Origin of the sequence: Butyrivibrio sp. MC2013 (genome assembly GCF_000424585.1) — a bacterium.
Classification (GTDB): domain Bacteria; phylum Bacillota; class Clostridia; order Lachnospirales; family Lachnospiraceae; genus Butyrivibrio.
Map to the genome: position 1 here is coordinate 144,207 of NZ_AUKE01000006.1, position 22,120 is coordinate 166,326.

At 43.7% G+C, this 22,120-nt stretch carries 19 protein-coding genes; 3 read left to right on the top strand and 16 right to left on the bottom strand.

The features are described 5' to 3' along the window. Positions 1-6: 6 nt before the first annotated feature. The 12 genes from G636_RS0104315 to G636_RS0104370 all read right to left on the bottom strand — a co-directional run bounded on the left by G636_RS0104315 (position 7) and on the right by G636_RS0104370 (position 14,168). Positions 7-1,683 carry a glutamine--tRNA ligase/YqeY domain fusion protein gene (locus tag G636_RS0104315; protein WP_026507025.1) on the bottom strand — a complete coding sequence of 559 codons (1,677 nt, stop codon included), beginning with the start codon at positions 1,681-1,683 and terminating at the stop codon, positions 7-9. A gap of 152 nt (positions 1,684-1,835) precedes the next feature. Next, positions 1,836-3,296, bottom strand: coding sequence for an IMP dehydrogenase (gene guaB / locus G636_RS0104320; protein WP_026507026.1), 1,461 nt, complete (start codon positions 3,294-3,296; stop codon positions 1,836-1,838). 41 nt (positions 3,297-3,337) lie between these two features. Then, positions 3,338-3,886 carry a hypothetical protein gene (locus G636_RS0104325; protein ID WP_026507027.1) on the bottom strand — a complete coding sequence of 183 codons (549 nt, stop codon included), beginning with the start codon at positions 3,884-3,886 and terminating at the stop codon, positions 3,338-3,340. A gap of 164 nt (positions 3,887-4,050) precedes the next feature. Continuing rightward, the gene (locus tag G636_RS0104330; RefSeq protein ID WP_196803029.1) at positions 4,051-5,016 is read right to left on the bottom strand and encodes a hypothetical protein; all 966 of its coding nucleotides are present in this window, start codon (positions 5,014-5,016) and stop codon (positions 4,051-4,053) included. A gap of 220 nt (positions 5,017-5,236) precedes the next feature. Further along, on the bottom strand, positions 5,237-6,556 hold the full coding sequence (locus G636_RS0104335; RefSeq protein ID WP_026507029.1) for an aspartate kinase: 1,320 nt from the start codon (positions 6,554-6,556) through the stop codon (positions 5,237-5,239). A 38-nt stretch (positions 6,557-6,594) separates the two neighbouring features. Next, positions 6,595-7,803, bottom strand: coding sequence for a homoserine dehydrogenase (locus G636_RS0104340; protein WP_026507030.1), 1,209 nt, complete (start codon positions 7,801-7,803; stop codon positions 6,595-6,597). 79 nt (positions 7,804-7,882) lie between these two features. Further along, positions 7,883-8,338 (bottom strand): ACT domain-containing protein, encoded by a 456-nt coding sequence (locus tag G636_RS0104345; RefSeq protein ID WP_026507031.1) that lies wholly within the window; start codon positions 8,336-8,338, stop codon positions 7,883-7,885. A gap of 273 nt (positions 8,339-8,611) precedes the next feature. Next, positions 8,612-9,787 carry a CgeB family protein gene (locus G636_RS0104350; protein ID WP_026507032.1) on the bottom strand — a complete coding sequence of 392 codons (1,176 nt, stop codon included), beginning with the start codon at positions 9,785-9,787 and terminating at the stop codon, positions 8,612-8,614. 51 nt (positions 9,788-9,838) lie between these two features. Further along, positions 9,839-10,702 (bottom strand): diaminopimelate epimerase, encoded by an 864-nt coding sequence (gene dapF, locus G636_RS0104355; protein WP_026507033.1) that lies wholly within the window; start codon positions 10,700-10,702, stop codon positions 9,839-9,841. A gap of 128 nt (positions 10,703-10,830) precedes the next feature. Then, a complete protein-coding gene (locus G636_RS0104360; RefSeq protein WP_026507034.1) occupies positions 10,831-11,580 on the bottom strand; it encodes a hypothetical protein in 750 nt (249 codons plus the stop codon). After that, complete coding sequence (locus G636_RS0104365; protein ID WP_155832317.1) at positions 11,577-12,815, bottom strand: S41 family peptidase; 1,239 nt, start codon at positions 12,813-12,815, stop codon at positions 11,577-11,579. The genes G636_RS0104360 and G636_RS0104365 overlap by 4 nt, the downstream gene beginning before the upstream one ends. A 24-nt stretch (positions 12,816-12,839) precedes the next feature. Further along, the gene (locus G636_RS0104370) at positions 12,840-14,168 is read right to left on the bottom strand and encodes a S41 family peptidase (protein WP_081668260.1); all 1,329 of its coding nucleotides are present in this window, start codon (positions 14,166-14,168) and stop codon (positions 12,840-12,842) included. A gap of 181 nt (positions 14,169-14,349) precedes the next feature. Between G636_RS0104370 and G636_RS0104375 the strand changes: the two genes are divergently transcribed. Together G636_RS0104375 and G636_RS0104380 are read left to right on the top strand one after the other, a co-directional pair. Beyond that, entirely contained in the window at positions 14,350-14,592 is a 243-nt protein-coding gene (locus tag G636_RS0104375; RefSeq protein ID WP_330363902.1) for a prevent-host-death protein, read from the top strand. Next, complete coding sequence (locus G636_RS0104380; protein ID WP_026507038.1) at positions 14,582-14,911, top strand: type II toxin-antitoxin system RelE/ParE family toxin; 330 nt, start codon at positions 14,582-14,584, stop codon at positions 14,909-14,911. The genes G636_RS0104375 and G636_RS0104380 overlap by 11 nt, the downstream gene beginning before the upstream one ends. A 150-nt stretch (positions 14,912-15,061) precedes the next feature. Here G636_RS0104380 and G636_RS19325 read toward each other — a convergent pair whose 3' ends face one another. The 4 genes from G636_RS19325 to G636_RS0104400 form a co-directional block, all read right to left on the bottom strand. Beyond that, positions 15,062-16,804, bottom strand: coding sequence for an RICIN domain-containing protein (locus G636_RS19325; protein WP_051226513.1), 1,743 nt, complete (start codon positions 16,802-16,804; stop codon positions 15,062-15,064). A gap of 171 nt (positions 16,805-16,975) precedes the next feature. After that, positions 16,976-18,064, bottom strand: a complete 1,089-nt coding sequence (locus G636_RS0104390) for an NAD-dependent epimerase/dehydratase family protein (protein WP_026507039.1) — start codon at positions 18,062-18,064, stop codon at positions 16,976-16,978. A gap of 65 nt (positions 18,065-18,129) precedes the next feature. Continuing rightward, positions 18,130-19,116, bottom strand: a complete 987-nt coding sequence (locus G636_RS0104395; protein WP_026507040.1) for a glycosyltransferase family 2 protein — start codon at positions 19,114-19,116, stop codon at positions 18,130-18,132. A gap of 31 nt (positions 19,117-19,147) precedes the next feature. Next, entirely contained in the window at positions 19,148-20,740 is a 1,593-nt protein-coding gene (locus G636_RS0104400; protein WP_026507041.1) for an NAD(P)/FAD-dependent oxidoreductase, read from the bottom strand. Positions 20,741-20,867: 127 nt separating this feature from the next. On the opposite strand from G636_RS0104400, the gene G636_RS20450 reads away from it, so the two are divergent. Then, complete coding sequence (locus G636_RS20450; protein ID WP_026507042.1) at positions 20,868-22,046, top strand: SGNH/GDSL hydrolase family protein; 1,179 nt, start codon at positions 20,868-20,870, stop codon at positions 22,044-22,046. Positions 22,047-22,120: the final 74 nt, after the last annotated feature.

The window sequence follows — 22,120 nt, forward strand, 5'->3', positions numbered from 1 at the left end:
CCTCCATCATGAGAGCTTGAATGAACTCTTAAGGGATACTATTCTGTTGAATACCGGTGCACCGTCTTTGGAGTCTTTGCTGTCTACACAGAAGAATCCATTTCTTACAAACTGGAATCTGTCAGGATACTTTGCTTCTGCCAGCTCTTTCTCAACCCTTGCATTCTTTAACACAGTGATGGAATTAGGGTTCAGATTAAGAGATCCGTCCTCTTCATTATATACCCCTTTTTCCTCATCTGTAAGGTTTTCGTAGAGTCTTACTTCCACTTCTTTGGAATCTGCAGCGCTGACCCAGTGGATAGTACCCTTGACCTTACGTCCGTCAGCAGAATCTCCGCCCTTGGTAGCAGGATCATATGTTGCATGGACGCAGGTAATATTGCCATTTTCATCCTTGTCACAGCCTGTACATGTCACATAATATGCATTCATCAGGCGGACCTCATTACCTGGGAACATACGGAAATACTTCTTGGGGGGCTCTTCCATAAAGTCTTCGGCTTCGATAAAGAGCTCTTTTCCAAATGTAACCTTTCTGCTTCCCAGCTCAGGATTCTCTTTGTTATTCTCAATGACTACATCCTCAGTCTCGCCCTCGGGATAGTTGTCTATGATGAGCTTTACAGGATTGAGCACTGCCATCATCCTCTTGGCGGAGGGCTTGAGATCCTCACGGATACAATACTCCAGCATAGCCATCTCTGCAGAAGAGTTGGCCTTACTGATTCCCAGAAGCTCTACAAACTTCCTGATAGACTCAGGTGTGTAGCCTCTGCGGCGAAGAGCTGCGATAGTGACAAGGCGGGGATCATCCCAGCCGTCTACCACGCCGTCTTCTACCAGCTTCTTGATATATCTCTTACCTGTTACCACATTGGTCAGGTACATCTTGGCAAACTCGATCTGACGGGGAGGAGCAGCAAATTCGCATTCCTTTACAACCCAGTCATAGAGGGGTCTGTGGTCCTCAAACTCCAGAGTGCAAAGAGAATGAGTGATACCCTCAATAGCATCCTCAATGGGATGAGCAAAATCGTACATAGGATAGATGCACCACTTGTCTCCTGTCCTGGCATGAGTCATATGAGCAACTCTGTATATAATGGGATCACGCATGTTGATATTAGGGGATGACATATCGATCCTGGCTCTGAGAGTCATGGCGCCGTCAGCTACGCTGCCGCTCTTCATCTCTTCAAACATACGCAGATTATCTTCTACGCTTCTGTCCCTGTTTGGATCATCCTTGCCGGGCTCAGTGAGTGAACCGCGGTATTCTCTCATCTCCTCGGCAGTCAGCTCTGATACATAAGCCTTGCCCTTCTTTATCAGCTTGACAGCACACTCATACATCTGATCAAAATAATCAGATGCGTAAAAGAGTCTGTCCTCATAATCGGCACCCAGCCAGTTCACATCACGGATAATGGAATCCATGAACTCGCTTCTCTCCTTGGTAGGATTGGTATCATCAAATCTCATGTTAAACTTGCCGCCATATTCCTGAGCAATACCATAGTTGAGGAGTATGCTCTTGGCATGTCCTATATGAAGGAAACCATTGGGTTCAGGAGGGAACCTCGTCTGCACATGATCGTAGACGCCCTCCTTCAGGTCCTTGTCAATCTCGTTTTCGATAAAGTTCCTACTTTCTGTAGGATTCAGCTCTTTCTCTGCCATTTTATAAACCAACCTTTTGTATTTTACTGACTCCTCATATCCATAAACCCAGGATACAGATGGTCATTTTTAATCATATCATGAATAAAGCTTTTGTAAAAGTGGGATAAAAAAGCTCCCTCTTTGCAAGAGGGAGCTTGGGAAATGCCATATTACTGACTGTCGTCCACGCTGTAGTTGGGAGCTTCCTTGGTGATATGGATATCATGAGGATGGCTCTCTCTAAGAGCTGCGGATGTGATCTTTACGAACTGGCCGTTCTCCTGGAGTTTCTCAACTGTATCGCAGCCGCAATATCCCATACCGGATCTGAGACCACCGATCAGCTGGAATACTGTATCTTCCAGCATACCCTTATATGCTACGCGGCCTTCAACGCCTTCGGGTACCAGCTTCTTGGCGCCTTCCTGGAAATAGCGGTCCTTGGAACCGTTCTCCATAGCAGCGATGGAACCCATTCCGCGATATACCTTATATTTTCTGCCCTGATAGAGCTCTGCAGCACCGGGAGCCTCATCACAGCCTGCCAGCATGGAGCCCATCATTACTGCGCTGGCACCTGCAGCGATAGCCTTGGTGATATCACCTGAGTACTTGATACCGCCGTCTGCGATGATCGGGATACCATACTCCTTGGCAACTTCATAGCAGTTCATGACTGCTGATACCTGAGGCACACCAATACCAGCAACTACACGGGTAGTACAGATGGAACCGGGTCCGATACCTACCTTGACAGCATCAGCGCCTGCTTCGATGAGATCCTTGCAAGCCTGAGCTGTAGCTACGTTACCTGCGATCACGTCCAGATCCGGGAACTTCTCTTTGATCATCTTAAGAGCACGGATAACGTTTTCGGAATGTCCGTGAGCTGAATCCAGTACTATACAGTCAACCTTGGCATCAACCAGAGCCTGTACACGCTCCAGACAGTTAGCAGTGATGCCTACGCCGGCTCCGCAGAGGAGTCTGCCCTGACTGTCCTTGGCTGCCAGAGGATACTTAACAGCCTTCTCGATATCCTTTATTGTGATCAGACCTACCAGATTATAATCTTCGTCTACCAGAGGGAGCTTCTCCTTCTTGGATCTGCCCAGTATCTCCTTGGCCTCTTCAAGAGTAGTGCCTGCAGGTGCTGTTACCAGATTCTCGCAGGTCATTACATCCTTGATCTTGCGGCTGTAATCTGTTTCGAACTTCAGATCTCTGTTGGTGATGATGCCCACGAGCTTTTTGCCTTCGGTGATCGGCACACCTGAGATCTTGAACTTGCCCATAAGGGAGTCAGCATCTGCCAGTGTATGTTCGGGACAAAGTGAAAAAGGATCGGTGATTACGCCGTTCTCAGACCTTTTTACCTTATCTACTTCTTCTGCCTGAGCTTCAATAGACATATTCTTGTGGATTATACCGATACCACCCTGACGAGCCATGGCAATTGCCATATCATGCTCAGTAACGGTATCCATTCCTGCACTCATCATAGGGATGTTGAGTCTGATCTTCTTAGTCAGATTGGTCTCCAGGCTCACCTGATTGGGGATGACCTGAGAGAACTGAGGAACCAGTAATACGTCGTCAAATGTAATGCCTTCACCGATAATCTTGCCCATAATTTCTCCTTATATATAAAAAGTGTTAATTAGTACCTGCATCAAGCCTTAACGGTCTTGCTGGGTGCAGCGGCATAAACAGCTGCGATCAGCTTCTCATCGGGATTAAAGGTAACCTTTTCTTTGCCGTCATAATACATGATAAAACGGCTGTCGGGGCTCTCAATAACTCCGCTTCCAAAGTCCACTTCCTTGTAATTCCTATTCTTAAAAGCATCAAGTCTTGAGGAAGATACGGGAGCGAATACCTCCATCTTGCTAAGCTCATAGGTAGCTGCCCTCTTTCTGGAAGACTTGTTATAGATTCTGTCTACTGTGATCTCCTTATCGCAGTACTGATATTCATATTCGATATTGGAATTAAGATTGGCAAAATAGCAGCCGGCGCCGGATGCTGCAGTCAGTATCAAAAATACCACTGCGCCTACTATGCCTCCCAGATTAAGGAGAGCACCGCCTGTCATGAACATAAGAAAAAATACTACAGTGAAAAAACCAAGAATATATTTCAAAGCAATAAAAAGTGGCTGAGGTTTTCTTTTTACCAGTGTTTCTACATAATCGAGTTCGTACATTTCGATCCTTTCCATTTAGACCATTTGGTCAAAATTTTAATTAGCGTTTATGTTATCTTACTTTTAAAAAAGATGCAAGACCTTTTCTCATGATTTTTATGTTGTTTTTATAGTTCAAATAAAAACTTTTCGCCTGGGCTTTTTGTTATCTTTTATAGTTATCGATTTTTTATCTATTTTTAGTTATCTTTATAGAGAAATTCCAAAAACTCATTTGCCATGGCAGGCCTTGAACAGTTAGCCAGTACGCCGTATATAGGCACTGTCCCGCTGTAGGCTCCTGTCTCTTCCAGATACTGCGCATCAGTGATCACGATACCTACAGGCACAGGCTTCTCCATAAGAGAAGGATCAGGAAGTTCAAATTCATCTCTGGCAGTAAGGACTATCTGTCCGCCTTCCATGAGCTGCTGCATTGACTTTATAGGACCCTGTCCATCAGAGTTTTCAGTCCCGTCAGTATTATCCTCACCAGCAGGCTCTGCGTCATCGCCGTTTGCTCCGTCCTGACTGTCCGCTGCAGCATCATCATCATACCATTCGTATCTGCCCTCTGATTCCTCTGCCGCGACATCGTATACATCTTCCTGGGCCTTATCTATAGCTGCCTGGTCCACATAATAGATCTGGTCCTTGTATTTCTCCAGGCCATCCTGCCCTATCACATCAGCCAGATCCATAAAATAACCGGCCATGGAATACATCTCAAATACCGTAGGATCTGCAATAAGTGAGTCCAGCTCAGCAGTCGCGGTGATAGCCGCTATCTTTTGCCTGGTGGCCACTGTGATCTCATCATATCCTGTCACATTGAGCATAGCAGTAGTATCTATGTAGCAGGTATACTTAGTCTCATCCAGACTGGAATACTCTGTAAATTCCTCTTCCATCCGCTCTCCGATATTACCGCTTTCCAGAGAGCTCTGTACATTAAACATGGTGCAATAAAATCCGTAAGGCTTGGAATTGAGCATATCTCTCACAAGAGAGACTACCAGGATCACCACAAATAGCACTACGGCTGTAGGTATCTTGTAATAATCCCAAAAATACTTCACTCCTGCCTTAAAGCCTTTCTTTCTGACTTTCTCATGTTGTTTTCTTATGTCGTCCGATACTGCCATCATAACCTCCAGATCATGCATTATATCTTTTTACTAATTTCGCATATCTGTAATGATAAAACAAAAGAAGATTAACAGCAATTAAATATCTGTGAATTATGATATCCTCCATGTAAAAAACCCGCGACTTATGTCGCGGGTAGCTTTAAAGTTATATATAAGCATGGATGCACTTCTATGTCGTGTTTACACGGATGTATTACGACATGCTTAGAAGTGCATGGATGCACTTCTATGTCGTTCATAGTTGTGTCTCTACGAAGATGTCGTAGATAGCTCTGATAGCCTTCTCAAAATCTCTGTTTTCAACGCCGATGATGATATTCAGCTCGGAAGAGCCCTGATCGATCATCCTGACATTGACATTGGCATGAGCAAGAGCTGAGAAGATACGGCCTGCAGTACCTCTCGTGGACTTCATACCACGTCCCACTACAGCGATAAGGCCCAGGTCAGACTCAATCTCCAGCATGTCGGGCTTAGCCAATCTGTGGATCTCACTTACAACAGCCTGTTCCTTGCTGATAAATTCATCCTCATGGACGAATACTGTCATGGTATCGATACCTGAAGGAACATGCTCAATAGATATCTGGTGATCTTCAAAGGCCTGAAGGACCTTTCTTACAAAGCCTACCTCAGAGTTCATCATGTCCTTGCTGATATTCACGCAGCAAAATCCCTTCTTGCCTGCGATACCGGTGATGGTATATTTGGACTTGCGGGCTGTGGATTCTACGATCCATGTACCCTCATCCTCAGGCTTGTTGGTGTTCCTGATATTGATCGGGATACCTTCCTTGCGGACAGGGAAGATAGAATCCTCATGGAGTACGGAAGCACCCATGTAAGCCAGCTCCCTGAGCTCTGTGTATGTGATCATGCTGATTGACTGAGGATGGCTGATGATGCGGGGATCCGCGATCATAAAGCCGCTGACATCTGTCCAGTTCTCATATACATCAGCTTTTACAGCTCTGGACACGATAGAGCCTGTGATATCGGAGCCGCCTCTTGAGAAGGTCACGATATTGCCCTTATCATCTGCTCCAAAGAAGCCGGGAACTACTGCAGTCTCAATATCAGCAAGCCTTGCTGCCATGAGCTTGTTGGTAGTCTCGCTGTCAAAATCGCCGTTTTCCTTGAATCTGACAACCTCTGCAGAATCTACAAATGTAAATCCCAGATACTCTGCCATGATCTTGCCGTTTAAGTACTCACCTCTGGAAGCTGCGTACATGCTTCCTGCCTTATTCTTAAAGTTCTCTTCGATCTCTTTAAAATCATCTGCCAGGCTGAAATCAAGTCCCAGGCCGTGTATGATCTCGTCATATCTGGCCTTTATATCAGCCAGAGCCACGTCAAAGTTTCTGTCTTTCTCAGCAAGTGCATAACATGCATAGAGCATGTCGGTTACTTTCTTGTCTCCGGAATTACGCTTACCCGGTGCGGAGGGTATCACATATCTTCTGTCGGCATCGCTGCGTACGATGTCTGCGGCCTTTTTAAACTGCTCTGCGCTGGCAAGTGAACTGCCTCCGAATTTTACTACCTTTTTCATTTCCCCTTTTCCTCTCCATCAGATGCTTATTAATGCTATCACAGCTCCCTGAGGAAGCCCTTTTTGACTGACAGCTTTTCGTATTTATCCCTAAAATCCTTTTCGGATATCAGATCTGTAACAAATGCAAACTCACCAAATACTTCATCTGTTGTAACCTGCTCAACAGACTCGCCAAAGATCTCTCTGGCCTCTTCTGCGCACTCATCAGATGTGCGGACAAAGAATCTGTGTACATAGCTTCCATTGTCAGAAAGGGATGCAGGCTTGTCTGTCAGATTGACATTTATGTGCTGACCCTTGTGAGCTACCAGGTCGATCATATCAGCTACTACTGCAGATGCTGTTGCATCCTTGCCTGCTCCCTTGCCGTAGTACATTGTATTGCCCAGCATGTTGCCATGTACCACGATAGCATTGAATACCTCATTGACTGATGCCAGCGGATGCTCAGCAGGCAAAAGGAAAGGAGATACCATGGTAAAGAAGCCTGTATCATTTCTCTTGACCATTCCCAGAAGCTTGATGGACATGTTCAGCGCTCTGGCATAGGCAAAATCCTCCTGACTGACAGCTGTGATTCCTGTAGTTTCTATATCTTCATAGGATACATACTCGCCGCTTACCAGTGAAGCCAGGATAGCAGTCTTTCTGCAGGCATCATAGCCTTCGATATCAGCTTCGGGATTTCTCTCTGCGTAACCCTTGTCCTGAGCCTCCTTCAGAGTCTCTGCAAAGCCTGCCTTCTCCTTGTCCATCTTGGTCAGGATATAGTTGGTAGTACCATTTAATATACCTGTGATCTGATCGATCTTCTCGTGACGAAGGCTGGTATTAAGTGTACGAAGGATAGGAATACCACCGCCTACAGATGCTTCAAAAAGATAAGAGCAGTTATTGGCCTTAGCGATAGCTACAAGCTCAGGACCGTGAGCCGCTACCAGTTCTTTATTGGATGTGCACACGCTGATGCCCTTCATCAGAGCCTTCTTTTCAAATGTATATGCAGGCTCCAGACCTCCCATGGTCTCGCAGATAACATCTATCTCAGGGTCGTTTAAGATAATGTCATAATCATGTACTACCTGAGCCTCATGAGGATCTCCGGGAAAATCTCTCAAATCCAGGATGTACTTGATCTCCACATCCTGTCCGGCACTCTCTGCCACCAGCTCCTTATTAACATCCACAACGTGTACCACGCCGCTTCCCACTGTTCCGTACCCTAATACTGCTACCTTAGCCATATATTCCTCCTAAACAAGCTCTTAATATGATCATGATCGTAAGATCTGATAAATAATATTACTACAATAAATATCTTTCTCAGGATATATCGGCGCCTCGTCCACTTATCTGGACCTTATGCACGCCCCTTTTCCTCTCAATGGCCGCAGCAAGGTCTGTAGCGCTCGCCGATTCATTAAGTACCTGCAAGGATACAGAAAGATTGGCCACTCCGTTAATCGGGATTGACTGATGGATAGTCAGGATATTAGCACCTGAATCCGCTATGATAGACAGGACATCCGACAATACTCCGGGCTCGTCATTCATCTGAAGAGTCAGGGTAAAAGTGGTTCCCTGAAGAGTATCATGAAATTCATATATATCATCTTTGTATTTGTAAAATGAGCTGCGACTGATACCCTGCTCTTCCACAGCTTCATTTACCGTTCTCACCTTGCCTGATTCAAGAAGCTTCTTGGCTTCCACTACTTTGATCAGGACTTCCGGTACTGCCTGGCGGCGTACCACATAATAACCTGTGTGCTCTCCCATGATAATCCCTGATATCAATACTTCCTACAAAAAACTATTCCGAAACAATGTACGCGCCATGCGGACATTTGTACGCTGACAAAAGATAGTTTAGCACATCAAAGTAACAGAGACAATCAAATATTAGCCAAAATTTATTCTTTTTTCATGGAATGAATGTAAAATATGCACACAAAGAGCCTATTACTGTATATTTATATATTTACTGACCAAAGCTCAAAGAATGTATATGCCATGTCATCCGGATAAATGATCACGCCTAAATAAAGGGGCCTATTTTAGCAAACGTGGCAGGAGCTTCATATAATCAAAGTCCGCCAGAGCTTTAATGCAGCCTCTTTGAGCAATGGCAGCCCGGCTCTCTTCCTCTTTTAGATAATAGGCCGCCTTGTCCCTTAGCTCATCGGCATTTCTGAATATGACAAGCTCGCTCCCATCTTCAAAATACTCTGCAAGCTCGGATGTATAGCTGGACAGGAGAAAACCGCCTGCGCCCAGTATATCCAGGACTCTCAGGGACATACCGCTTCTGATGGACCTCATCATGATATTCAGATTGATCCTGGATCTGTGGAATATACGAGGCATCCGCTCCAGGTAATCAGCTTCTCCCATATCGCATACATTATCAAGGCTGGGGCCGTCATGCTTGGTATACAGATCCACCTTGTGCTCCATGCCCAGCATCTGAAGGTAAACTGCGCGGTCCAGCTGGGTCACCTTCTTCTTTAATATGTCCCTTAGGAGTATATCTTCATCAAATATATATCTGCCTCCGGATACATCTATCCTGAGATATCCACTCAGCTCCCTCACCATAGAGGCAGGCAGGAGCTTATCATCTCCCAGATAATCCCTGTCAAAATATGGGAGCTGCTTATCCATAAGTTCATCCAGGTATTCTCCCAGCTTGTCAGGCATCAGCTCTCTGGCCAGATCATAAAAATTGTACTCATTATTATAGAGATTACCCACAAAGGATATCTCATGTTCATACACCCTACTTCCCCCATCAAGAGCAGCCATCTGCCTGCGCAGCCTCTCAGAATTGACTCCCAGGGGAGCATAAGAGACAGTAGTCACATTCTTTTCTCTATATAGGTCCACCAGAGCCCTGTCGAAGAGGTATATCCTGTTACAATCATTTATCACATCTACCGATGCAAGGGGAAAATGAGGAGAATCAAATACCCATGAGACATAAGGAACCCCTTCCCTTTGACAGACCCTGGAGATTATAGGAAAGAAATTCCAGCTAAATACCATATCAAAAGAAGGCGTGGCAGTTCCCTCTCTTAGGGCTTCCTCCAGCCTTCCTTCAAAATGTTCATCCTGATCTGACAGATTCCAAGGGCAGCGAAAGATTACCAGCTCGTGCCCAAGTCTTGTCATGCAATCTATGGTATCTTCAGCAGTAAACTCGTTCCAGTGATAGTACAGTATACGCATAATAGCTCCCGCCTGTCATCCGGTATACAGCTCTTTGCAGCTCATAAACTGTCAAAACTTTATCTCACCCTCAAATACTGTCTCTGCAGGCCCTGTCATATACACAGTATTTTCTTCCCTGTCCCAGCTGCAGATTATCTTGCCTCCAAGTACATTGACCGTGATCTCATCATCAGTCAGCCCGTTTAATATGCAGGCTACAGCAGTAGCACAGCAGCCGGTACCACAAGCAAGAGTCTCGCCGGTGCCTCTCTCCCATACTCTCATATGAACGCTCTTCTTACTGTCTACATGCACAAATTCTGTATTGGTCCTCTGAGGGAAATAAGGATGATTCTCAAAATCCGGACCGTACTTCTCTATATCAAAGTTCTCCAGACTCTCATTCTCGCCCAAAAAGACCACAGCATGAGGGTTACCCATGGATACACAGGTCATGTAGAAATTCCTGTCCTTTACAGGGATAGGTACATTTACAATCTTGTCCATAGAGCCAAACTTTTGTGTGCTGACCGGTATAGATGCCGGAATAAGTTCAGGCGCTCCCATATTCACACGTACTCTTGTGACCAGTCCCCCTGATGTCTGAAGGTCCAGAAATCTTACTCTGCCAAAAGAACTGATAGCCAGCCCCTTTGTCTTATCAGTCATCTTGTGATCATACACATACTTGGCAACGCATCTGATACCATTGCCGCACATCTCAGACCTGGAGCCATCTGCATTGTACATCTCCATCTCAAAATCAGCATTGGGATCTGGATTGATAAAGATCAGTCCATCACTTCCTATCCCAAAATGCCTGTCTGATACACGTCTGGCCAGCTCAGCCTTATCTTCATCAGGGATATTTTCAGCTTCTCCGTTTATATATACATAATCGTTGCCGGCTCCCTGCATCTTGGTAAACCTGATAGTCCTACCCTCTAAACTCATAATTATTCCTCCCTGCCAAAGCAGATTATTTGCTCATATCTTACCACAGTCAAATCCATAGAAAAAGAGGCTTCGCTGTAGTATAACCAGCAAAAGCCTCTTTTTTGTTAATCTTCAATATTCTCTTTCCATGAATCTAATACCACAAATGCTTTTTGATCCCTATCATATCCAATTAACGACACCAGATCTCCAGTATAATCTGAATGCCCATCCATATATGTGTATTGATAAGTCTGCATCTTGGAAGCATCACCCTCTACCCGCTGAATCTGATAAAGGGTATCCAGGCCGCCTTCTGAATCTGTACCTTCACCCTCCTCATAATAATCAAGAAGATCAAAGAGTTCAAAGCGCGGCATATCACTTACCCACAACACCCAGGCATCATGTGTACCATTTCCTCCGGCACCATGAGTATCAAATAGAAATACATACTCAGGATTTGAATCCCGGTCAAAATCAAAAGCCAAAATATCTTCTAATGATCTATCTTCCAGTTCTTCCTGTGACAGCCTATCATCATCTGAAATACTCACTGTAGTATTTCCATTAAGAAGCACGTAAAAGTCTTGAATCCTCTGACTCCCCTCTACGTCCTTATAAGATAAAACAATCTTATCCTCCTGCTCATTGAAATCCAGATCCTGGAGAGTTTCTCCTTCATTAGCTAACTGCTTTGTCCATGAAGATGTATCTGGTAAAATAATATCTCTAACAGTCTCTATCGTAGAATCAGTCTGAACATCTGCAGCTTGTGCAGTATGTTGTACTGTATCTGCTTGTTGTGAGCATGCGGCACACATACCCATTACCAATAATATACTTGCTCCTAAAAATAGTCGTCTCATCTTCATTTCCTTCCTTCTTTTATCAACCTAAGCACCGTATCCAGCGGTTTTTCGTTCTTTTTAGATATAATGTCAGGTACAGTGCCATAGAGATTATTGACCAAACCTTTATCATTCAATCTGACTGCAAGTGTAAAGCGTATGCATATTCCTGTATTATCCAGCATCACTACAACCGGATCACATACCCCGTCTCCGCCTGTTCGTCTTCCTACAACTGTTGCCCAGCCGGTTTGCTTGCAAAAATCCGTAAACATATCAGCCGAAGAATACGTATCTTCACTTACAAGCAGCCACTTTTTTGCGTGATTTTCTATTATATCATTCCCATAGTTCTCACCATAGAATTTGAAATCAACATTGCTTTTTATAGACAAGTCATCAATCCCTGTTATTTCCTCTATTTTTTTCCTTTCACTATAATCCATATTTAAATGCTCAAAAGAGCCACTCCCATTATCATAGAACTCCCTGTACAACGGAGAATCAATAAAATATAATTCCTGGTGATAACTGTATTCACCTCCCAAAGGAGCAACTATATTATCAAACCAGTAGCTTGCATCGCCGCCTCCATTACTTGTTATATCAAAAATGATATTCTCACAATCTTCATGCCCTTTAAGGCAATACTCCATTAGACAGCTGTCCGACATAACGGATGAATGCGTAAATGAATCAATCCGAATATATACAGCATCATAATCGTCAAGATATTTATGGCTTACAAAGCGAAAATTTGAAGAGCCGTTTTTATCTATAGGCTCTTCAGACTCAGATTCATCTTTAAATAATGCCAATGTCTTCTCATTAAGCAGTACTTCACACCATCTTTTAGAACTGAAATCTCCCTCCTCTTCCAGCCCTTGATATAGTTTTATATCATCATAATTAACAAGGCGAAGATGTGCATAGTTACCAAGCTGTCTGGTTACCTGATCAAGGATTACCTTCAACCCTTCGGCGCTATCTATCTTTGTTACCTGTTCCCTATACGATTTCTTTATATCTTCAACATCTATATCCATATTTCGTAGCAAAGGAAGAAATGGATAATAATCTTCAAGCACTTGCCAAAATTGATCATAATCTTCTAAGTATATAGAGGTATTTTCAAAATCCGCAGATTCGCTTATAAAAGCGTTTTTCCGAGCAAAATCCTCTGTATAACCGGCATTTGCGCAAGCAAAGATACCCAAAGCGCTAAGTAATAAACAGAGTATAAAGATTTTTCTTCTCAACTCACAAACCTCATTTAATAAAAACTACTGGTCTTCGCTTTTTAACACTCGCAAAACTGTATCCAACGGTTTTTCATTCTTTTTGGATATAATATCCGGCATCGTACCATATATATTGTTTACTCGTCCGTCCTCTTCTATCTTTACAGCGTTTGTATATTTAAAACACACACCAGTATTATCAAGGCGTACAAAAACAGGAGGCAAGCTCCCACATCCACCTGTACGTGTGCCCACAACTGTAGCCCACCCCGTCTTTTTGCAAAAAGATGCAAAAGAATCCGCTGAAGAGTATGTTATATCACCGACTAGTAACCAACGCTTAGCTTCTGTATTTAATGATCTTTCTACAGAATCTGTGAAATCGCATACCTGCTTATACTCTTGTTTGATTGAGATATTATCTATACCTGTTTTGCTCTTTATGTCTTCTTGCTCTTTAGGAGTTAAATGTATAATTTCTGCATCATTGCCTTTAGAGAAGAAATTCCAAAATAGGGGTGAATCAGCAAAATAATATTGCTCGCTATAATCATATTTTCCGCCAAAAGGAGCAACAATATTTTCCATCCAATATGTATCATCTCCCCCCGGATTATCAGAGATATCTATGATTATATTGCTATAATCTTTATATTTTCCAAGGTAATCCTTCATAACATTTCGATCAGCATCAACGGTGAAGTGCTCAAAACTCCCAAAGTGAATATATACTATGTCATCATCAATCACTCTACTTCTAACAAATGCGTATTTTGAGTTTTCTGTTTGGACAGTGTCTTCATCAACGGTAGATTCACTCTCTACATCTTCCATTCCATATAGTTTCAAAGTCTTATCATCTGATAATACTTCATACCATGGATTGTATAAATCTTTTCTGGCTTCATATGCATCTTTGTATACCAAAAAAGTATGCTTATCGACTACAGACAAATGCGCATATCCGCCTAATTGCCTGCATACCTGATTCAAAATAACCATTAGACCTTCCGGCCCTTCAACTTTATATACATTTTCGCGATATGTATCTTTTATGCCTTGAACATCTATCCCCAGATCATCCAGCATAGTATAAAAAGGATAGTTTGTTTCAATTTCATCCCAAAACTGATCATAATCCTCTAAATACTGCGCCACAGCACTGTCTTCATAAATATAACTTGAGGATTCAAAACAATCATCTTTTTGGTCCGGCTCTGATGCTTCCTTATTTGATGAATCAACGGTATTTATAGATGAGTTACTGACGGCATTGTCATTTTCCCCAGTACAAGAAGTCATAAGCACCATAATTAATAAGCACCACATACCAATTACTATTATTCTTCTCATAGACTCAAGTGTATCCAAGGGCGTCTCCGGCTTTTAAGTATACCAATACATTTATCAATATATATTAAGTATAATAGTTTGAGCTTGCATTTTCCACCCAAGATTATCACGATAATTATACAACTTGAGCATTGTTTTGTGGCTATATTTGGTATATAATTTAGCCACAAAGGAGAAAAATATTATGCAGATAATTCCAATGAGAGATTTAAAGAACACAGTAGAAATCGAACGCAGATGCACCGAATCCAATGAGCCTGTTTTTGTCACCAAAAACGGATACGGAAAGCTTGTTGTAATGGATATAGATTATTATGAGCGTACCATGAGAAAGATTGACGAGGCAACTCTTATCAATAGAGGTATTTCTGATTATGAGAATGACAGGACCGTTGATGGAAGAAAAGCCATAAAAAAGCTGAGGGAAAGACATGGCCTCTAAAAGATATTATTATGAATTAACCGAAATAGCAGAAGCAGATATCGACGAGACCCTCTCATATATTTCAAATGATCTATCCAATCCTGATGCAGCGGCTGCTTTTTTGAATGCTTTTGAAGATAAACTTGAAGAAATATGCAAGAGTCCAAAAACCGGGCACATTGTCGAGAATCAATTCTTAAATAATTACGATGTCCGCAGATTTCTTGTTGATAATTATATAGCGTATTACATTATTGACGATGATAATAACCGAATTGTCATCCTGAGAGTAGCATATGGAAAACGAAATCAGAACAAAATATTAAAGGATTTATAGACAAAAACCGCGCCTGACTAATCATTCCAGTCAGGCGCGGCATTTATTTGCCAATACAATCATCCCAGGGGGTAATAGTGACCTGTCACTTCTACCTCTATCTTATTGTTTTTGTAATTAATGCTCATTTTGCCATAGACAAGCGCATGATCAATCGATCAGTTCCATCTTCCACTGCTGATTGGCATTGCCAAAGTATTCCCACATATGAACATTGCCGCCCGCTGTAGTGCTCTGGCCTTCTGCATCTATACATCTGTCGTTGTATTTGCTGGTGATATATACATATCCGTTACCGGCATCGTTAATATACCATTTCTGGTTATCACTGCCTGCACGGTCCCATATCTGCAGATTGCCGCCATCTCCCCAGGCCCAATCAGCAATATCCAGGGCTTTGCCGTGCATAATGCTGGTGATCACATAGCTGCCATCTGATTCTTTGTTTATTTCAAAGCCCTGGGCAGCTGTTCCGTTGATCGTCCACTGCTGAACATTCGCACCGTTATCCAGACTGGCGCCATTAATATCAAGAGCAAGGCCGCTATTGCGATTAACAAAACGAAATCTGGCCCTTTCCACCTTAATGGATGAAGTCTTGTCATTAAAGTCGCTTCCTATCCAGTTGCTGTCTGAGGTCAGCACCCTTGTGGCACCACTATAGTTATCATCTGCATAAAGAGTAACCTTGTAGCCAAAAGGTACCTTAAGGGATGACAGGTCGTCATTCTTAAAGCCCTTTGCCTGGAGTGCTGCCAATGTATAGCTTCCAATTCCAAGGCTGGCAGATCTGCCGCCATAGTTGATATCCTGGTAGATATAGACATCTCCGGAAGCAGTCTCGATACCTCCGCCATTATTGCCACCATTATTTCCGCCGTTGTTGCCGCCGTTGTTACCACCATTATTACCGCCTTCATTACCGGCGCCTGCAGACATCTCATTCTTGATGATAGCCAGGAGTGAATTCTGATCAAAGGAGTCCTGTGCGATCTCCCAGATCATGATACCGCCAAATCCCTTGGCATACTCAGCCTTTGCCTTGATAGTAGCAGCTCCGTTATAGGCGATGCCGTTATATTTGTCCTGATTAGCTGCAGCAGGGCTCATAGCGATGATCTGTGAGTATGTATAAGAAGCACCTGTAGAATCATAACCATAGAAGGGAACGCCGATGGTCATCCTGTCATTAGATACTCCTCTTGAAGAGTAGTAATTGACATTGTCATAGATCTGACTCCAGGGAGCCACATCTCCGCCGTTCTGGCTATAGTCATAGGTCATCAGGTTCAGGAAATCAAAATAATTGTAGGTGCTGTTTGCAATAGAACCTGTAAACCAGGGTGAAACAGCCATAGTCAATAACTTGCCCTGAGGCTTTAACCTGCCTGAGAGCTCTGAGATAAATGCGTCAAAATTGTTCCAGATATCAGCATCATTGAGCTCGATATCAATATCGACACCATCCAGACCGTATGTATTCACATAGTTCATGATCTGGTTTACGACAGAGCTTCTCTTAGCTGCTGTAGTAAAAGCGCCATCGTTGATAAAGCCGCCCCATCCGCCAAGAGCTATAACAGCCTTAACGTTGTTATCGTGACATTTATTTACGATTCTTGTAACATCTGATCCTGAGAATCCCAAAGATACTGTTCCATTTGCGTATGTCATGAATGACAGATTGCAATGGGTTAGTGCTGAAAAATCGATGGAGTCAATTGCATAGGTCCTGTAGGAAGGCATATATCCTACCACTCTCCTGCCTGCTGTCTCCGGTGAATAGCTTGCCGCCTGCACATTAGCTGCTCCTACGGAGCATACTCCTCCCAGTGCAAGGCTTAGCGTGAGTGCCCCCATAAGCACTACCTTCTTGATAGATTTTAATAACATGTAATAACCCTTTCCGCACTTTTCGTGCTTTATTATTTTACCCCGCTGATTATTGTACATAATATTTGTGAAAAAATCCCGTAATATTTTGACTTTTTTGGCCAAAAAGGAAAATCAGCAATAATAAAGCATTATTTTACAAAAAAGTGTTTACTCAGGAATGCACGTCATTTATTTGTAAAAGGAAGCATACCAGCGTGCAAAAGCCCTAAGACCGGTCCTAAGATCTGTGGAAGGACGATAATCCATATCTCTCTCAAGAGCCTCAGTGTCTGCATAGGTGACCGGTACGTCGCCCCTTTGCATAGGCACCAGTTCCATATGTGCCTCCATGTCAAAATCCGTGGGAAGCACGCCTGCCCCCATGAGCTCCTCTCCCAATATGCTGACAAAGTCCAGAAGGTTCACAGGTCTGCCGCCGCCAATATTGTAGAGCGCATAAGGCGGAACAGGCAGTCCATCTTCACCGTCATGCTTATCAGGCGCCTTTACCATGACTCTGACAAGGCCCTCTACTATGTCATCCACATATGTGAAATCCCTCTGACAATTGCCATAGTTGAAGATCTTGATATTCTCTCCGCGCTTTAACTTATCTGCAAAGCCAAAGTATGCCATATCAGGCCTTCCAATAGGACCATATACTGTAAAGAAGCGAAGTCCCGTACTGGGAATGTTATAAAGCTTGCTATAGGAATGAGCCAAAAGCTCATTGGATTTCTTGGTAGCAGCATAGAGGCTTACAGGCTCGTCTACCTTGTCCTCTGTGCTAAAGGGTATCTTGGCATTCTGGCCATATACAGATGAAGAGGATGCATAGACCAGATGACGTACTCCCATGTATTGTCCATCTGCTCGATCATAGCTGTGCCTTGTGGCTTCCAATATGTTGTAGAAGCCTATGATATTAGAGGCTATATATACATCAGGGTGATCTATACTGTAGCGCACTCCCGCCTGAGCAGCCAGGTTCACTACAATATCAGGCTTATATTCTTCAAATATACTATCTACAGCCGCCTTATCGGATATATCTCCTTTTACAAAAGTAAAAGAGCCCTCAGTCTCTCCGGAAGCTTTATCTTCCAGAATCCTGAGTCTCTCTTCTTTAAGGGACACATCATAGTAGTCATTCATATTGTCAATGCCGATAACGATAGCTCCCATGTCCAGCAGCCTCATAGACAGATTATAGCCTATAAAGCCTGCCGCTCCTGTTATCAGACATACACTATTTTCCAATGATAAATCCATTTTCATTCCTTTCAAAACTGTATTCACAACGCCAAAGCACATCCCTGCAATTCAAAGAATGTCCATAGTCTTTATCCCTTGTAATGCCTCTCATAAGGCTGCCAGGTCCTCTCGCTGATGATATAGCGGGGACGATGCTTGCTCTCCAGGTATATCTTGCCAATATAGGTGCCGATCACACCCATAGATAAGAGCTGTATACCTCCGATAAATAATACTATACAAAGAGTAGATGCCCATCCATCCACCTTATAGCCGTTAAAATATACCAGAAATACCCAGATGATACCTATAAAGCCCATCAAACTTGTCATCATACCTATACTGGTGATGATGGATATGGGCCTGACAGACAGTGATGTAATGCCGTCAAAGGCCAGCTGTAGCATTTTGGATATAGGATAATGACTCTTACCGGCCATCCTCTCATGACGCTCATAATAGACTGATGAAGATTTAAAGCCCACAAGGGGGATCATTCCTCTCAGATACAGATTGACCTCTTTGAAATTCTCAAATTCCTCCAGGACCCTGCTGCTGATAAGTCTGTAATCAGAATGATTAAATACCACCTCAGCTCCCATGGAGTTGAGAAGCTTATAAAAGGATTCTGCAGTAAAGCGCTTTAGGAAAGAATCGCTCTTCCTGGATGCCCTGACACCGTATACCACCTCAGCGCCCAGAAGGTATTCATCCACCATCCTGTCCATGGCAGTAATATCATCCTGCCCATCACAATCTATGGATATGGTGATATCACAATACTCCTTGGCTTCCATAAGTCCTGCCAGTACGGCATTTTGATGGCCTCTGTTCCTGCTCTGGCTGATACCTATGTAATGGGGATCACTATCTGAAAGATCCTCTATCAGCTGCCAGGTCCTGTCCGAAGAACCGTCATTCACAAATAGGATCCTGCTCTTATCCGATATCTTGCCGGAGGCAGTCATTTCTTCTACCATATGCAGGAAAAGAGGAGCTGTCACAGGCAGCACCTCTTCTTCGTTATAGCATGGAATTACGATCCACAGGACCGGTCTGGATGTATTTTCAGACATTGTTTTTTCCTTACTGATCTATATTCGGAGTTTAGTCTACTTCGTTCTCTCCGTCTTTCTCATCAACTGTTTCGTGATAGCCCTCTTCGGTATTGACCTTCCACATAGCGGTCTTATCCTTGGAGCCTGTCATGATACATTTAACAGCTTCAAAAGAAGTGATCATGGAATGATCGATATTGTTATAACGGTGCTGACCGTTACGTCCTACGCAGTAAAGGTTATCAATAGTATCCAGCCACTCTATGAGAGTATCGATCTCATCATAGGTATCAAAGTATGCAGGATATGCCTTCTTGACCTTCTCCATATGAGTATCCAGAACACAGTCTGCTGAATCGATGAGTCCCAGCCTGACCATCTCTGATACGCCAAGGTCAGAGAACTCTTTCTCAGTCATATTCCAGTATTCGTCACCTTCGTTGACAAAATACTCAAGTCCCAGCCATACAGTATTCTTCAGATCCTTGATCAGATAAGGAGACCAGTTATTATAGATCTGGAGTCTGCCCATCTTGACATTTCTGTCCTGTACGTAGATCCAGCAGTCAGGCACTATATTGGATACAGTGGTCAGCTTGGTCTCATTCTTAAGGTTGATCCTGGGAACCAGAACGCCCAGAGTCATATAATCACGATAAGGCAGGCCCTCTGCTATACGAGCAGGCTCTGCAGGTACGTCATTCATACCTCCTACCAGGTCCTTGATAGGCATGGAAGAGATGAAATAGTCACCTTCCATTGTCATCTCCCTGCCATCCTGTTCATAGGTCAGGGATGTGAGAAGGCCCTTCTCATCCTTGTGGAAAGATTTAACACGGGCATGCTTCAAGATAGTGCCGCCCAGCTCTTCAACCTTCTGTGCCGTGACATCCCACATCTGGCCCGGGCCATATTTGGGATATTTAAACTCTTCTATAAGGGAAGTATTGACCTTGCGGTTCTTAACCTTAAATAGCTTGCCCAAATAGTCCTTGATGATACCAAATATAGACAGGCCCTTGGTCCTCTGCTTTCCCCAGGAAGCATCGATCTCACTGGGATGCCTGCCCCAGAGGTTCTCTGTATAATACTCAAAGAACATGGAATAAAGCTTCCTGCCGAAATTATTGATATAGAGGTTTTCCAGATTATCTTCAGGTCTCTTATGAAAAACTGCAGCCAGATATGAGAATCCCACTCTCATAGTGGTAGCAAATCCCATAGTCTTAATAGTATTCCATTTCAGACTGATAGGATAATCAAAGAACTTGCCATCAAAGAGGATCCTGCTGACACGGCGGCGCCTTAGCATTACATTGTCTTCCTTTTCAGGATCGGGTCCGCCAATTGCAGTCTCTACTTCTCTGTTCAGAATAATATCATCCATTGCAGGTGCGCCCTGAGCCGGAAGCATATTACTCCACCACGCGTTAACCTCAGGCACCTTGGAGAAGAGACGATGTCCGCCCATATCCATCCTGTTGCCCTTGTAATTAACTGTCTTGGCAATACCACCAAAGTCGCCTGACTCTTCAAATACCACTACATCGATCTTCTCTCCCGACTGGGATGACTGCTTTAACAGCTCGTATGCCGCTGTGAGTCCCGCAGGACCAGCGCCAATGATAAGTGCTTTTTTCATTCTAGGCCTCTCATTTCATAATATTACAACTAGTTTATTATAAAGGGTAATGCCATAAATTGCCACATCTAAATACATATGTTAGTATTTAGTTACTGTTTTTGGGCAGTATAATTGGAGGAGAAATATGAAAAATAAGATATATAAAGCCTTGTCAATAGTCCTGATGACAGCCTTTATGGCAGGCTGCACATCTCCCAGGCTGGACATGCCACAGGACGAAGTACCTGGCGAAATAGTCCGGGAAGAATCAGACGATAACGATATCACTAATGAAGATAATACAGATCCCCTTCCTGACGAAGATAAGACAGGTGCAGAGGACAACTCAGAAGAAAATGTCCCGGATGAAGCCAAAAGCGAAGCAGGCGATGGCACAGACCAGGAAGCTGACGCAGCCCCTGAGAATACCTCGCCAGAGTCTGAGGGCGATGATGTGACAGAAGCTGAACCGGAAGATGAAGCACCGCCATTTGACTTTGGATATAACGAGCCTGTGCTGGACGGTTATATGAACATCGTATTCATCGGCGACAGCCAGTTTGACAGGCACCGCAACGAATACAACTCCATCCCTGAGGTTGTTGGAGCCATGTTTAATTCCCCCTATGCCAATATGTACAATCTGGGAATCGGTGGCACCACTTGCGCCATAGAGAGGAGCCAGACTGATACCACCTACGGCAGTGATTATGAAGAGCCCAATTTCACGGCGATCTGCCGCATGCTAAAGGGTGATATCTCACCTGATCAGTACAGCCAGTTATCAGATAGATGGCTTGAAGACTTTAAGAAGGTCAGAGTGACCGCCGTTGACTACTTTGTCATAGAGTATGGATGGAATGATTATTACAACGGTCTGGATATGAAATACGATGATGATCCCTACAGCGAGCATACTTTTGCAGGAGCTCTCAGGACCGGTATCATGATCCTAAGAGAGCTCAACCCTCATGCCAAGCTCATTATCTGTACCCCCTGCTACTGCCGCTTCTACAATGGATCAGGAGCAGACATGGGCGATGCCTTTACTGTATCCAAGGGAATAGGGAGCCTTGCCCAATATGCCAATGAAGCCACTCTCATAGCTGATGATACAGAGAACTGCATCAAGTTCAATTCCATGAGCGGCACAGTCCTGGACCTGGACAAGAATACCTACAAGGACTATCTGGAGGACAATGTCCACCTATCAATATATGGCCGCCGCGCCTATGCAGCAGCCCTGATGCGTTATATCAAGTATGACCTGGGGCTTGCAAATAGCGACGATTCCATTATCCACATCAAGGATTACATTTGGTAAAGAACATATAATTACTTAACTCCGATATCTAACTATGATACAGATCCGCCTCTCAGGAATACACAAAAGCGCTT